Here is a 14,508-nt window from a genome sequence, read left to right as displayed (position 1 = left end):
GGGGCTCCCGGGCCCGCCCCCGTCGGCCGGGCTACTCGGCGGCCGCCTGGTGGAGGCGTTCGAGGACGGCCAGGTCCTCGTCGGTGAGGCGCAGGGCGCCGGCGGCGACGTTGTCGGCGAGGTGGTCCGGGTTGCCGGTGCCGGGGATGGCCAGGACGTGGGGTCCGCGGTGGAGGGTCCAGGCGAGGCGGACCTGTGCGGGGCTGGCCCCGTGGGCGCGGGCGACCGCCAGGAGTTCCTCGCTCTCGGAGCCGGCCGCGGCGCCGCCCTCGCGGCCGGCGGCGGCGATCGCGTAGAAGGGCACGAAGGCGATGCCCTGCTCGCCGCAGGAGCGTACGAAGGCGTCGTACTCGGGGCGCACGCCGATGCCGTACATGTTCTGGACGCAGACGACGGGCGCGATGGCCCGTGCCTCGGCGAGCTGTGCGGGGGTGACGTTGGAGACGCCGAGGTGACGTATGAGCCCGGCCTCGCGCAGTTCGGCGAGGACGCCGAAGCGCTCGGCGACGGAGTCGGTGCCCAGGACGCGCAGGTTGACGACGTCGAGGTGGTCGCGGCCGAGCTGGCGCAGGTTCTCCTCGACCTGCCCGCGCAGCTGTCCCGGCCCGGCGTGGGCGGTCCACTCGCCGGAGGCGTCCCGGGCGGGGCCGACCTTGGTGGCGATGACGAGGCCGTCGGGGTAGGGGCCGCCGAGGGCGCTGTTGATCAGCTCGTTGGCGGAGCGGAGGGGGGAGAAGTAGAAGGCGGCGGTGTCGATGTGGTTCACGCCGAGGTCGACGGCACGGCGCAGGACGGCGATGGCCCGGTCCCGGTCGCCGGAGGCGGCGGCGGCCTGGAGGGCCGCGCCGTTCTGCGGCAGGCGCATGGCGCCGAAGCCGATGCGGTTGACCGGCAGGTCGCCGAGGGTCCATGTTCCGGACGCGGCAGCGGTGGTCGTGTCTGTGGTCATCCGCAGATGATCACATGTGCGGGTTGGTGTAGTGCGTCTCGATCAGCTGGACGAAGGCGGGCTCGTCCTCGTGGCGGCCGTTCTGCTCGTAGTCGGGCGAGTCCTTGACCTGGTCGCGGGTGCAGGTCAGGTGGACGGTCCCGGCCTCGGTGTCGACGCGGGAGACGACGCCGGCGGGGATGACGACCTTGCGGCCGAAGATCCAGGGTCCGGTGTCGACGACGAGGTAGGAACGGCCGACGTCGTCCGTGTGCCGGTCGACCTTGCCGATCGGTCCGTCGGCCGCCTCGACCTTGTAGCCGATGAGGTCGGTGCCGGGGGCGTAGCCGGCGCGGTGTCCGTAGCCCCAGATTCCGGTTCCCATGACGACCTCCTCGTGCGCCTCGTGCTCTTCGTGTGCCCTCGGGAGCGCCTACCCGCCGGCCGGCGCCGGAACCGGGCGATCCGGTAGACAGCGTCTACGCAAAGTGGTAGACACTGTCTATGGATAGGGAACCGGATGCGCCGCTGCGCGAGCGGCTGATCGACGTCGGGGTGGAAATGGTCAGGGCCGAGGGGACCGCCTCCCTCGGCCTGCGGGAGATCGCCCGCCGCGCCGGGGTCTCCCACGGCGCTCCGCGCCGCTACTTCCCCACTCACCAGTCCCTGCTGTCGGCCATCGCCCGGCGCGGCTTCGGCGACCTCGGCAGCCGCTTCCTGGCGGCCGGGGCCGAGCGGCCCGCACCCCGGGAGCACGTGCGGGCGCTGGGAAGGGCGTACGTGGGCTACGCGCTGGAGCAGCCCGGCATGTTCGAGCTGATGTTCCGGCACGACCTGCTGGACAGCACCGGCCAGGAGCCCACGGGCGGCCCCCGGCTGCGGGAACAGACCCTGCCGCTGTTCGGGCTGCTGACCGGGCTGGCCGGCGCCTGCGGGGCAACGGAGCCGGAGGTGACCGCGGCGGCGCTGTGGGCGGGGCTTCACGGGGTGGCGCAGCTGTGGGGCTACGGGAGTCTGCCGCTGGTCCTCGGTGCCGGCGGTGACGGGGACGGTGACGCCGCCCCGCGGCTGGAGGCGCTGGTGGACGCCGTCGTGGACGCGCACCTGGGGGTGGAGTCCGCGTGAGGGAGCGCCTGGCACTGCTCGTCAGCGCCGCCGGGGCGATGCTCGTCGCCCTCGACGGCACGGTGCTCGTGGTGGTGCAGCCGGCCCTGCGCCGCGACCTGGGGGCCGGGGTCGCGCAGGTCCAGTGGACGAGCACGGCCTACCTGCTCGCCGTCGCCGCGTTCCTGGTCGTCGCCGGGCGTCTCGGGGACCGCTACGGCCACACCCGGCTGCTGCTGACGGGGGTGCTCGGCTTCGCCGCCGCGTCCGCGGGGATCGCGCTGGCGCCCGGGGTCGGCTGGGTGATCGCGCTGCGCGCCGTGCAGGGGGTGTTCGGGGCGCTGTTGCAGCCCGCGACGCTGGCCCTGCTGCGGCTGGCGTACCCGCCGGAGCGGCTGGGCCGGGCGGTGGCGGTGCGGACCGGGGCGATCGGGGCGGCCGCGGCGGCGGGGCCGCTGCTGGGCGGGGTGCTGGTGGCACTGCTGGACTGGCGGGCGGTGTTCCTGCTCAACGTGCCGGCCGCGCTGCTGATCGCCGCCCTCACGCTCGCCGTACGGGTGCCCGCGCCGGAGCCGCGGGGGCCGGGGGCCGGCCTGGGGCCGGCCGGTCCGGTGCTGCTCGCCGCCACCCTGGCGTCGGCCGTGTACGCGCTGGCCGGGGTACCGCGGGAGGGGTGGACGGGCGCGCCGACGCTGCTCGGCTTCGGGGCGGCGGCCGGGCTCGGGGCGCTCTTCGTACGGGGTGAGCGGCGGGCGGAGCTGCCCCTCGTACCGTCGGCGGTGGCCCGGTCGCGGCCCGTGGCGGCGGCGGTGGCGCTGCTGCTGGCGGTGTCGGCCGGGATGTTCGGGGCGCTGTTCACGGCCACGTTCCTGCTCCAGGACGTACGGGGCCTCAGCCCGCTCGCGACCGGGATCAGGGTGCTGCCGCTGACCGCGCTGATGGTGGCCGGGGCGCCGGTCGCGGGGGCCGCGCTGCGCCGGTACGGGGCCCGGCGGACGGCCCTGGCGGGGGCGGCGCTGGTGGTGCTGGGGATCGCCGGGCTGGGCGGGGGCGGCGGGGTGGCGTTCGGGGTGCTGGGGGCCGGGTTCGCGGCGGTGATGGTCACCGCCACCGGGACCGTGGTCGGCGACGCGCCCGCCGGGTACGCGGGGGTGGTGGGCGGACTCAAGCAGACCGCGATGAACGTGGGCCCGAGCCTGGGCATCGCCGTGGCGGCGGGCGCCGGCGCCGGCGTCTCGGGCGCCGGTGCGGCGGCCCGGCCGTTGACGGCCCTGGCATGCCTGGCCGCCCTCGGCCTGGCGGCGGCCTGGCTCCTGCCGGGCCGGCCCCGGGGGGCCGCCCCGGAACCTGCCCCGGAACCTGCCCCGGAACCCAAACCGGCTTAGAACGCAAGCGGGCCCGGCCCGGCGTGGGGGGGCCGGGCCGGGCTCGCGGTCAGGGGGTGAAGGTCCAGCGTTGGGCGGCGGCGCCCGTGCAGGCGGCGCGGGTGAGTCCGGTGCCGTTGGCGGTGCCGGAGCCCGCCGGGGTGAGGCACTGGCCGGCGCCGCGCAGGCTGCCGTCCGGGCCGGGCTGCCAGGTCTGGGCGGGGCCGGGGGCGCAGGCCCGCACCGTCACCTTCGCCGGGTCGCCGGCGTCGAGGCAGACTCCGCCCAGGCCGGTGAGGCGGCCGTCGTCCTGGAGGGTCCAGCGCTGGTTCGGGCCTCCGTGGCAGGTGTAGAGGGTGGGTGCGGTGCCCGGTGTGGTGTCGCTGTGCGGCAGGTCCAGGCAGCGCGCGGAGGCCGCGTTGACGAGGGTGGCGTCCGCGGGGAGCGGTGCCGGGCGGCCGGTGAGGGTGAGCTCGGCGGCACTGGTCCAGGGGCCGCGCCCGCCGGCCTCGGTCAGGGCGCGCAGTCTCAGGTAGCGGCCGGTCCTGGGGGCGAGGGTGACGGACTTGGCGGCCGCGGTGTCGGCGAAGGTGCCGGTGGCCGCGGGGGTTCCCCAGTCGGCGGTGGTGTCGGACACGTAGACCTCGTAGCCGCCGATCCGGCCGTTGGCCCCGCCGTCCTGGCGCGGCAGGTAGCCGAGGCCGTCGACGCTGTAGCGGGCGCCGAGGTCGACGCGGATCTCGTGCGGCAGGGCCGCCGCCTTCCCGGAGGACCAGGCGGTGTGCCACAGGGTGGCCGGGTCGCCGTCGAAGGCGTTGACCGCGGCACCGTTCTCGGCGGCGGTCTCCTGGCTGTCGGCGGAGACCAGGGTCCAGGCCGACGGGGAGATGGGCGAGGAGGTGACCGGGATCGCCTCGGCGGCCGGGACGGAGGTGCCGGTGGCGGTGACGCCGAACGCGCCCGTCTTCGTACCGGTCTTGACCCACAGGACGCCCGCGCGGTCGGAGGGGTCGAAGAACCAGCCAGTGGCCGCCGCGTCGTAGGCGGCCTTGTCGGCGAGGAGGGGCAGGGCGGCGCCGTCCGCCGTGAGGGCGGTGGGGGCGGAGGCCACGTGGAGGGTGAACTCGTAGCCGCGCGAGGCCCGCTGGCCAGCGTAGCCGCCCGTGGGGGCGCCGACGGAGACGGTCACCGTCCCGGGACCCGCCGTCGGGGCGCTGACGTCGACGCGCTGGCGGGCGAAGGCGCCCGACGCGTAGGCGCGGGTGCGGCCGTCGTCCTCGTACAGGCTGAAGGTGGAGGTGCCGCGCGGGTGGATGTCGTAGGTGAGGGTGTCGACGGGCTTCTCGCCGGAGTGGTTCATCTGCGGCCACATCGGCACGACCGCCCCGCCCTTGACGAACAGCGGCAGGGTGTCCAGGGGTGCCCGGTAGCCGTTGAGCCAGCCCGGGCCCGCGTACGTCTTCCCGGTCCAGTAGTCCGTCCAGGTCCCGGCGGGCAGGTAGATGCCGTCGCGGACGGTGGTGTCGGAGACGACCGGTGCGACGAGGAAGGAGTCCCCGGCCATGAACTGGCCGCTGGTCAGGTTCCCGCGGGCGACCGGGTCGTCGGGGTACTCCAGGACCATCGCGCGGGTGCTGGGGACGCCCGTCTCGTGGGCGGTGCGGCTCATCGTGTACAGGTAGGGCATCAGCCGCATCTTCAGCTGGAGGTACTTGCGGTTGATGGACAGGTAGGGCTCGGCGAAGCGCCAGGGCTGCTTGTCCTGGTAGCCGGGCGACGGGTTGACGGCGCCCCACCCGGACATGGTCATGAAGGCGGGGGTGAAGGCCTTCCACTGGAGGTCGCGGGCGTACGTCTTGGGGCTGCCGCCGAAGATGCCGTCGATGTCGCCGGAGGCGTAGTTGAGGCCGGACAGGCCGGCGCCGGCGATGGCGGGGACGTGCCAGCGCATGTCGTCCCAGGTGCCGTAGGTGTCGCCGGTCCAGACGACGGCGTTGCGCTGGGTGCCGGCCCAGCCGTCGACGGTCCACACGTACCGGCGGGCGTCGGAGTTCTTCTCGATGCCGTCGACGGCCTGCTGGACGCCCTGGAAGGCGCTCTTGTAACCGCCGCCGATCCACGCCACGTCGGTCTTGACGCCCCGGCTGCCGGCGCTGGCCACCTCGTCGGCGATGGAGCCGAGTCCGGTGGAGGTCCACAGGCCGGTCTGGAAGCCCTTGGCCTTCAGGGCGTCGACGGTGGACTTCAGGGGGGCGGTGTAGCCGCAGCCGTAGCCGTCGTTGGGCAGGAACCAGCCCGAGGGCATGTCGGCGGCGCGGGCGTCGGCGGCGTAGCCGGCCACGTCGGGGGTGGTCTGGTGGCGCGGCCGGTCGTGGTCGCCCTGGTAGGCGGGGTTGGAGGCGTTGAAGCAGTCGGCGTTGCCGAGTTCGAAGCCCCACATCGGTGCCATGAAGGGTTTGCCGCTGACGTCCGTGTAGGCGTCGAGGACGGACTTGAGGGAGTCGCCGGTGAAATACCAGGCGTCGAAGCGGGTCTCGTCGTGGGTGAGGGCGGTGGGCGCGTCGAAGGAGTACGAGCCCGGGGCCCAGGTGTTGCGCATGACGCCGTAGTCGTTGGTGGACATGTAGAAGGGGGCGGGGCTGGCGTTGTTGTTCTCGCGCCACTTGTTGTCCACGGCCACGGGCACCGTCTTGCCGCGCAGCGCCCACTCGCCGAGGCGCAGGCCGGTGCCGTAGAACTGCTCGTCGGCGCCGCGGGCCAGGTACTGGGTGGTCTTGCCGCCGCCCCAGCTGGTGGGCTGGGTCTCCTGCCAGACGAGGGTGGTGTCGTCGGCGCGGTACACGGAGAACCGCAGGGGTGATTTGTTGACCCGGATGGACAGCGCCCCGGTGGTGATCCGGAAGTGGGTGCCCGCGTCGGTCCAGTTCGCGTTGACGGGGCCGAAGTCGGTGGTCTGGGCCAAGTCGGAGCCGGCCGGATCGTTGGTGAAGGCCCCGTCGGGCGAGAGCCAGAGGCGGAAGACGTCGGCGCGGGCGACGACGACGCGGGCCTTGGCGCCGCTGGAGGTGCTCACGGTGAAGGTGCCGCCCGACTGGGTCAGGCCGGTGGCCGTCCCCGCCGTGGCGGCCGGGGCGGCGGCCGCGGCGCGGGCGGTGGCGGGCCCCGCCGCGGCGAGGCCCGCGGCGGCGAGGGCGGCGGCGAGCAGGGCCGCGAGGCGGGCCCGGTGGCGACCGGGGCGGGCCCGGCGGCGGTGCTCGGGTGGGCGTTCGTGCCGGTGGCGCCTCAGGGACAGTCTCGTGGGACTCATCGGGCAGCTCCTCGTGCGGTCCGGATCGCGGACACACCGCCTTGGCATGCACCCGGCAAGATAGCGGACTCGGGCGGCCCATTTGAAGGAACCTGCTCGAAGTAGTCCGGTATCAAGCAGATTTGAGCACGGAGGGGCCCGGGCGGGAAGCCGTCGCACCTGCTTCGCCGCCCGGGCCCAACCCGTCGGCGTCAGGCGGCGGTGACGCGGATCTTGGACTGGCCGTGGCCGAGCTCCTCCCAGTCGTCCATGAAGCGGGCCTTCAGCCCGTGCCGGGCGGCGAGGTCCACGAGGGTCTGGGTGCGGTAGTAGAAGTCCTCGCGCAGCACCTGGTGTTCGGTGCCCTCGGTGCGGTCGAAGGTGAAGTCGAACCAGCCGCCGGGCGCGAGGACGCGCTCCACGTGCGCGAGGCACTCGTCGATGATCCCGATCGGCGAGTGGGAGAACACGCTGTGCGCGTGCACCACGTCGAAGTGCCGGTCGGGCAGGAAGTCCAGGGTGAGGTCCTGGGTGATGGTCAGGTGCGGGAGCTTGTCCTGGAGCCCCCGCCCGGTCAGCGTCCCCTTGGCCGCTATGAGGATGTCGGGCGAGATGTCGATGCCGTAGTAGTGGCCGGCGTCCAGGTGCTCGATGAAGCGCCAGCCCGCGCGCAGGTTGCCGCATCCGATGTCGAGCATGCGGTGGCGCGGGGTGAGGCCGTGCGCCGTGAGGTAGTCGAACTGCATCTTGCCGAGGGCCAGCCAGCGCTCGTGGGTCTGGCTGCCGACGGCGGCCTCCGGGTTGCGGCCGGTGTCGGAGGCCATGACGGCACGGTAGTAGCCCACGTGGTCGGGGTGCTTGAGGCGCAGCCAGCGGTCGCGCGCGGCACGGCGGACGTACGGGGCGATGCGGGTCGGGTTGCCCAGCGCGTAGCGGACCTTGTGGCCGAGGCCGGCGCGGTTGGCGGTGAGGTTCTTCTTGGTGGCCATGAGGGGTCCCCCAGGAGTGCGGACGGAACGGGTGGTCGGGCCCCGGGTGGGCCGCGGGTGGGCGCGGGGCGGGCGCGGCGGTCAGGCCGTGCGGCGGCGCAGCACGAGGAGGGTCAGGCCCACGAGCACGGCGGCGGCCCCGAGGTAGAGGGCGGTGTCGATCCACTGGAAGGTCCAGAAGTCGCCGCTCGGGTAGACCTTGTGGTAGCGGCCGGTGAAGCCGTGCTCGGCCATGCACGCCCGCATCTCGTCACCGGACGTCTGGCAGAACTCCGTGATCGGGTACTCGCGGCCGTCGGGCGTGAGGTAGCCGAACTGCCCGGTGGACCAGGCGCTGCCGACGAGCCGCTTGGGGGTGTCGCCGGGCGTGATCCGGGTCTCGGGGGCGATCCAGGAGGTGCGGAAGAACGTCACGAACACCATCGCGGTGCCGATCGCGGCCACGGCCGCGCCCATGGCGGGCAGCGTCCGGCGCACCAGGAGGCCCGCGAGGGTCCCGGCCGCGAGCCCGAACAGGGCGCAGGCCACCGGGGCCGGGCCGGTCGCCTGGTAGACCGCCGCGTCGTGCCAGTAGGGGCCGTCGAGGGTGTTGGCGATGGGCAGCCACCACCAGGCGACGAGCGCTCCGACGACGGCTGCCACGAGTACGGCGACCAGCGCCGCCAGACCGAACCGGGCCGCGAACCAGCGGCGCGGGCCCACACCCTGGGTGAGGGCCAGCTTGAACGTGCCCGTCTCCAGCTCCCGGCCGATGAGCGGGGCGCCCCAGAACACGCCGATCAGGGCCGGCACCGCGATGCCGAGGGTGCCGAGGGCGCGGATGCCGGCGGAGTTGCCCTGCATGATCTCGAAGGTGGCGGTGCTCTCGCAGCCCCCGTTCCAGCCGGGGCAGGGCACCCAGCCGGTGGCGTCTATCAGCTCCGTCATCTCGGAGCGCCGGTACGCCACGTACGCCGCGCAGAGCGCCAGCAGGGCGAACGCGGAGAGGATCATCAGGCGCTGCTGGCGCCAGGCCAGCCACAGGACGCCCTTCATGCGGCGGCCTCCTCGTCGGCGGCGGGGCGGGGGGCGCGGAGGTGGGCGAGCAAGAGGGTTTCCAGGGAGGGGGTCTCGGTGATCCACCGGCCGTCGTCGGCCGGCGGGGGCGTACGGACGAGCGCGGTGACCTGGCGGCCGCCGACCGCGGAGTGCACGACGGCGCCGCGGTCGAGGGAGCGGGGCAGGCCGTCGGCCTCCGCCGGGTCGGCCCTGCCGGTGATCCAGGTGTGGGCCTCGCGCAGCTCCTGGACGTCGCCGCTGAGCCGGGCGGCACCGTCCTTGAGCAGCACCACGTGGTCGCAGACGTCCTCCAGTTCGGCCAGGACGTGCGAGGACATCACGATGCCGGTGCCGTGCTCGGCGGCCGCGGTCATCAGCAGGGCCGTCACGTCGTGCCGGGCGACCGGGTCGAGGTCGGCCAGCGGCTCGTCCAGGAGCAGCAGGTCGGCGCGCTTGCCGAGGACGAGGGCCAGCGCGACCCGGGTCCGGTTGCCGCCGGACAGCGACCCGACCCGGGCGTCGCGGCGGATGCCCGAGCCGGTGAGCAGCTGCTCCGCGGCGTCCTGGTCCCAGTGGCCGCGGTTGAGCGCGCGGCCCATGCGCAGGGTGTCGGCGACGGTGAAGCCGGCGTGCAGCGGCTTCTCCTGCGCCAGGAAGGCGGTGCGGCGGCGGGCTCCGGGGGTGCCGGGGGCCTCGCCGAAGACGCGTATCTCCCCGCTGGTCGGGCGCAGCAGGCCGGCGGCGAGCTGGAGCAGGGTGCTCTTGCCGGCGCCGTTGGGGCCGACGAGGGCCGTGACGCGGCCCGCGGGCAGTTCGACGTCGCACGCGTGCAGGGCCCGGTGGCCGCCGAACTCCCGCCCGAGCCGGGTGGCCCGTAGTGCCGGCGCGTGGGTCGGATCGCTCACGCCGTTTCCTTTCTCGACTGTCCGGGCCGCCCGGGCCCGGAGGGGTTGAAGCTCTCGTCCACGGCGGCCGCGACGAGCGCCGTGATGTCCTCGCGGTCCAGCCCCTCCTCGCGGGCCCGCGCCATCCAGGCGGCGAGGGCCAGGCGCAGCGGCGAGTCGGGGGCCGCGCCGGGGTGCGAGAGGGAGCGGCGGACGAACGTCCCCGCGCCGGGGCGCGGTTCGACGAGCCCTTCGCGTTCGAGCTCGCGGTACGCCTTGAGGACGGTGTTGGGGTTGATGGCGGTGGCCGCCACCACCTCCCGGGCCGTCGGCAGCCGGTCCCCCGGCTCCAGCACGCCCAGCCGCAGGGCCTGTTTGACCTGCGTGACGAGCTGCAGATAGGTGGCGACGCCGCTGCGCCGGTCTACTCGGAACTCCATCCCTCCACCTCATTCCACTAACACGTTAGTGGAATAGTGCAGACTGTGTGAGGGCTCGTCAAACCGGCGGAGTATGACCGAACCGTCACAGCCCGCCGGGGCGGGAACGCGGAGGCCGGGGCGGGCATCTAGGTGATCGGCGGGCCGGTGACGGCCGCGCGGACGTGACGGCGAGAACCGGTGCAGCCGGGTGTGAACAGCAAGGTGGGGCGTGGATGAAGGCGGAAACGGTGTCGAACGGTGCGCGGGGCGGGCGGAGCCCGCAGGAGGGTGAACCGGGTTCGGGCGCTCCCCTGCCCGACCCCACCCCGAAGCCCCCCACCGCTGCCCTGCCCGGGCGCGAACCGCAGGACACCACCTCGGAGCCGACCCATGCCCTGTCCGGGCGCGGTCGGCAGGACAGTGCCCAGGCACCGACCCTTACCCCGGCCGAGCGCGGCCCGCAGGACACCGGCCCGGAGCCGACCGACGCCCCCACCGGGCGCGAACCCGAGAACACCACCCAGGAGCCGACCGACGCCCCGGCCGGGCGCGGCCCGCAGGACAGTGCCCTGGCACCGACCCATGCCCCGGCCGGGCGCGAACAGCAGGACAACGGGCCGGAGCCGACCGACGCCCCGGCCGGGCGCGGGCCGCAGGACACCGGCCCGGAGCCGGCCAACGCCCCAACCGGGCGCGGGCTGCAGGACACTGCCCCGGAGCCGACCGACGGCCCGGCCAGGCGCGGGCGCGAGAGCGCCACCCCGGAACCGACCGACGGCCCGGCCGGGCGGGGGCCCGGGGACACCACCCAGGAGCACGCCGATACCGTGTCGGGCCGTGGGCCGCGGGACAGCGCACCGGGGGCGGAGACCGACACGCCTACCCGCACCCTGACCAGGCGTGAGACCAGCGCCTTGACCGGCGCCGGGCAGAAGGCGGCCCCCGCCGGCGCCCTGCCCGGGCACGGGAGGAGCGGCGCTGACGCCGAGTCGGAGGACGACGCCCGTGCGGGGCGGGGGTCCGACGACGTCGCCGTCCGGCGCGAGGCGTCCGAGCCCGCGAACGACACCCCCGGTGCGCGGGGACCCGCCGGTACCCCGGCCGGAGCCGGCCAGGTGGCCGACACCGACGCGGAATCCGAGGACGACGTCCCCGCCGCACGGGCCTCGGCAACGGACGCCCCGGCTCAGCGGGAGGGCACCGCCGGGGCGGAGGACGCCTCCCCCGCCGGGCGGGAGGCGATTCCCGGTGACCGGGCCGGGGGCGGGGACGCCCCGTCGCGCAAGCGCGCGGACGCCGACGCGGAGTCCGGGACCGGCACCCCTGCCGAGCAGCGAACCGGCCACGCCTCCGACGGGGGCGCGTCGACGGACTCGGACGCCGCCCGAGGCGGGCAGGGAGCCCCCGCGGGAACGGGCGGCGCCCCGGCGGGTCCCGTCCCGGACGCGGAAGCCGACACCCCCACCGGGCCCGAGCCGGCCGGCAACCGGCCCGGGACACGGAACACCCCCAACCCGACCGAGCCGCGCTCGCAGTCCGGCACCGCAGCCGAGCCGACAACCGACGGCAACCGGCCCGGGACACGGGGAAGCCTTGACCGGAGCGGGACGCGCGGCGGGGGTGCGGCGGGGGCGTCGGGCCGCCCGCGGCCGTCGTGGGCGAAAGGCGACGGCCCCGAGGAGCCCGCGGACGGCAGCCCCCGCCCCTCGGTGGCGGAGGCGAAGGTCGGGGAAGGCGCCCCCGCGGTCAGGGGCGGTGCCGGGCGGGGGCCGGCCTCCGGCGGGGGCGCGGCAGCGCGACCGCACGACCCCGAGCGGACCAGCGAGTTCGTCGCGCTCCGGGATCCCGACGCCCTCAGGCCGTCGCGGCCCCAGCCCCGGCAACAGCCCGCGCACCGCCCGGCGCCGGCGGTACTGGAGCCCACCCGCGAGGCCCCGCTGCCGCCGCTGGAACTGCTGGCCGAGCTGACCAACACCGCTCCCCCGCCGGAGACCCCGCGCCGCACCCTCACGCGGCGCGTCAAGGTGTGGACGCCGATCGTGCTGCTGCTCGGCGCCGCCGTCGCGGGGGCCCAGATGCTGCGCCCGCTCCCCGCCCCGCAGCTCGTCGCCGCGCAGACCTCGCACACCATCGATGGCTCGACGTCCATCCCCTGGCCGGCCAAGGGCCAGGCGGCCGTGCGCATCCCCGGCTCCGGCACCATCGGCACCTTCGGCGAGCAGAAGCCGGTGCCGACGGCCAGCGTGGCGAAGATCATGACGGCGTACGTGGTCCTCAAGGGCCACCCCCTGCGCAAGAACGAGCCGGGCCCCAAGATCGAGGTCGACGCCAAGGCGGTGGCCGAGGGCAACGCCGGGAGCGAGTCCCGGATCGAGGGGCTCACCGCCGGGCAGAGGTTCAGCGAGCTGGACATGATCAAGATGCTGATGATCCCGTCCGGCAACAACATCGCCCGCCTGCTGGCCCGCTGGGACACCGGCGGCGACGAGGCCGCGTTCGTCGCGAAGATGAACGCCGCGGCGAAGGAACTCGGCATGACGGACACCACGTACACGGACCCCAGCGGCCTGGACGCCGGCACCGTCAGCACCGCCGTCGACCAGCTGAAGCTCGCCGAGGCCGTGATGAAGGACGACGCGTTCCGCACGGTGGTGGTGCTGCCCAGCGCCCCGGTCGAGGGGCTGTCCAAGCCGCTCATCAACAACAACGGCAGCCTGCTCCTCGCCGGCCTGAACATCAACGGCATCAAGACCGGATCGAGCACCCCGGCGGGCGGCACCCTGTCGTGGGCCGCGTACAGGACGGTCGGCGGCGAGACCCCGCTGATCCTCGGCACGATGATGGACCAGCACGTGGACGGCCCCGACCCCGACGGCGCGAACAGCCTGGAGCTGGTGAAGGAGAACAGCCGCAAGGTCATCGAGGCGGTCCGCAAGGCCCTCGCCCCGGCCACCGTCATCCGCAAGGGGCAGCTGGTGGGCCACGTGTCCGACGGGCTCGGCGGCCAGACCCCGCTCGTGGCCACGAAGGACCTCACCGTGATCGGCGTGCCGGGGCAGCGGCTGCGGCTCTCCCTCGGGGCGGGCGCGAAGCCCCTCCCGCACGAGGCCAAGGCCGGGACGCAGGCCGGCGTGCTGACCGTGGGTGAGGGGGACGGCGCGAAGAGCGTGCCCGTCGCCGTGGGTGCCGACCTCGTCGAGCCCTCTTTCGGCGCCAGGCTGACCCGCCTGTCCTGAGGCGGGTCCCGCTGTGCTTGCATGACCGGATGGACGTCCGGCCCCGCGAAGCAGAGGACCTCGACGCGTGCGTGCGCGCGCTCGCCGAGGTCCACCACGGCGACGGCTACCCCGTGGACTGGCCCGACCGGCCCCGGGAGTGGCTGTCGCCGCCCGCGCTGCTCGGCAGCTGGGTCGCGGAGCGGGACGGCCGCCTGGCCGGCCACGTCGGCCTGTGCCGCGGCGGGCCGGGCGACTCGGCGCCGGAGCTGTGGAGCCGGCGGACGGGGCTGCCCGCGCGGGACACCGCCGTCGTCAGCCGCCTCTTCGTCGCGCCCGGTGCGCGCGGGCACGGGATCGGCGCCCTGCTGATGGCACGGGCCGCGCGCCTGTCACGGGAGCTCGGACTGCACCCGGTGCTCGACGTGGTGGCCTCCGACACCGCCGCCGCCGCGCTGTACGAGCGGCTCGGCTGGAGCCTGCTGGCGACCGTCGAGCAGCGGTGGGGACCCGGCCGGGTGGTCCCCGTACGCTGCTACGCCGCGCCCCCGTAGGCGCGTTACGGGTTCGCGATGACGAGCAGGGTGCGGGCGGCCGCCGTGCCCCCGTCGGCCAGCACGCAGCGGTGCGGCAGGTCGCCCCGGTGGTGGGCGCTCTGGCCGGCGGTCAGCAACAGGGGCTCCTCGCCCCGCACTTCGAGGACGACCGACCCCTCCAGGACGTAGAGGAAGTCCTCACCGGGGTGCTCGAACCAGCCGCGCTCGCCCTGGCCCGGCTCGAAGTGGTGCTCGTAGGCCTCCATCAGCGCGCTGCGCCCGCCCGGGATGAGCACCTGTGCCACCTGCCCGGCGGCCTCGCTGACGCGGATGACCTGGGGGTCGCTCTCGTGGCTGACCACGCCGGGCCGGCCCGGCGGCCGCAGGAACGTCCCGGGGGCCACGTCGAGGGCCTCGGCGATCCGGTAGATCGAGCTGAGGCTGGGCGTGGCCAGTCCGCGTTCGAGCTGGCTGAGGAAGGGCTGCGAGAGGCCCGAGCGGGCGGCCAGTACGGCCATGGAGACGCGGCGTGCCGTGCGGCACTCGCGGATCGCGCGGCCGACGTCTATGGCTTCGGGGGTGGGTTCGGGGCGGGACACGCTGGTGAACGTACCCCATGGGTTTCCGGCGGCCGGGTGGGCCCGGGAGGTTTCGTACTGCTGCAACACGCTGTTCATAAGCGTCGTCAATTATTGACCTCACTTATGAACGCCAGGCCGGCGACGGCCGGACAGCAGATGAG

General features: G+C 75.0%; 12 protein-coding genes. 4 read left to right on the top strand and 8 right to left on the bottom strand.

From position 1 onward, the window contains the following. Positions 1-31: 31 nt before the first annotated feature. Entirely contained in the window at positions 32-949 is a 918-nt protein-coding gene (locus ABD973_RS31070; protein WP_345503473.1) for an oxidoreductase, read from the bottom strand. A gap of 10 nt (positions 950-959) precedes the next feature. Then, entirely contained in the window at positions 960-1,313 is a 354-nt protein-coding gene (locus ABD973_RS31065; protein ID WP_125603111.1) for a PRC-barrel domain-containing protein, read from the bottom strand. A gap of 119 nt (positions 1,314-1,432) precedes the next feature. On the opposite strand from ABD973_RS31065, the gene ABD973_RS31060 reads away from it, so the two are divergent. Further along, positions 1,433-2,053, top strand: a complete 621-nt coding sequence (locus ABD973_RS31060; RefSeq protein WP_125820039.1) for a TetR/AcrR family transcriptional regulator — start codon at positions 1,433-1,435, stop codon at positions 2,051-2,053. A gap of 38 nt (positions 2,054-2,091) precedes the next feature. After that, complete coding sequence (locus ABD973_RS31055) at positions 2,092-3,417, top strand: MFS transporter (RefSeq protein ID WP_345504808.1); 1,326 nt, start codon at positions 2,092-2,094, stop codon at positions 3,415-3,417. Positions 3,418-3,466: 49 nt separating this feature from the next. On the opposite strand, the gene ABD973_RS31050 is transcribed toward ABD973_RS31055, so the two are convergent. The 5 genes from ABD973_RS31050 to ABD973_RS31030 all read right to left on the bottom strand — a co-directional run bounded on the left by ABD973_RS31050 (position 3,467) and on the right by ABD973_RS31030 (position 10,033). Further along, the gene (locus ABD973_RS31050) at positions 3,467-6,703 is read right to left on the bottom strand and encodes a TIM-barrel domain-containing protein (RefSeq protein ID WP_345503471.1); all 3,237 of its coding nucleotides are present in this window, start codon (positions 6,701-6,703) and stop codon (positions 3,467-3,469) included. Positions 6,704-6,894: 191 nt separating this feature from the next. Next, positions 6,895-7,671 (bottom strand): class I SAM-dependent DNA methyltransferase, encoded by a 777-nt coding sequence (locus ABD973_RS31045; RefSeq protein ID WP_125820041.1) that lies wholly within the window; start codon positions 7,669-7,671, stop codon positions 6,895-6,897. A gap of 81 nt (positions 7,672-7,752) precedes the next feature. After that, a complete protein-coding gene (locus tag ABD973_RS31040) occupies positions 7,753-8,706 on the bottom strand; it encodes an ABC transporter permease subunit (protein ID WP_125820042.1) in 954 nt (317 codons plus the stop codon). Next, the gene (locus ABD973_RS31035) at positions 8,703-9,614 is read right to left on the bottom strand and encodes an ABC transporter ATP-binding protein (protein ID WP_345503468.1); all 912 of its coding nucleotides are present in this window, start codon (positions 9,612-9,614) and stop codon (positions 8,703-8,705) included. Before ABD973_RS31035 ends, ABD973_RS31040 begins: the two co-directional genes overlap by 4 nt. Beyond that, positions 9,611-10,033, bottom strand: coding sequence for a GntR family transcriptional regulator (locus ABD973_RS31030; RefSeq protein ID WP_345503466.1), 423 nt, complete (start codon positions 10,031-10,033; stop codon positions 9,611-9,613). The genes ABD973_RS31035 and ABD973_RS31030 overlap by 4 nt, the downstream gene beginning before the upstream one ends. 215 nt (positions 10,034-10,248) lie before the next feature. Here ABD973_RS31030 and ABD973_RS31025 point away from each other — a divergent pair, with 215 nt between their 5' ends. Both ABD973_RS31025 and ABD973_RS31020 read left to right on the top strand, forming a co-directional pair. After that, on the top strand, positions 10,249-13,251 hold the full coding sequence (locus ABD973_RS31025; protein ID WP_345503464.1) for a D-alanyl-D-alanine carboxypeptidase: 3,003 nt from the start codon (positions 10,249-10,251) through the stop codon (positions 13,249-13,251). A gap of 29 nt (positions 13,252-13,280) precedes the next feature. Next, entirely contained in the window at positions 13,281-13,784 is a 504-nt protein-coding gene (locus ABD973_RS31020; protein WP_125820044.1) for a GNAT family N-acetyltransferase, read from the top strand. 5 nt (positions 13,785-13,789) lie between these two features. Here the strand turns inward: ABD973_RS31020 and ABD973_RS31015 are convergent, their stop codons facing one another. Beyond that, positions 13,790-14,365 carry a helix-turn-helix domain-containing protein gene (locus tag ABD973_RS31015; protein WP_125601610.1) on the bottom strand — a complete coding sequence of 192 codons (576 nt, stop codon included), beginning with the start codon at positions 14,363-14,365 and terminating at the stop codon, positions 13,790-13,792. Positions 14,366-14,508: the final 143 nt, after the last annotated feature.

This window comes from Streptomyces racemochromogenes, assembly GCF_039535215.1.
Lineage (GTDB): Bacteria > Actinomycetota > Actinomycetes > Streptomycetales > Streptomycetaceae > Streptomyces > Streptomyces racemochromogenes.
Note: the sequence above shows the minus strand (reverse complement) of the source record. Positions and strands in the feature narration are given on the sequence as shown.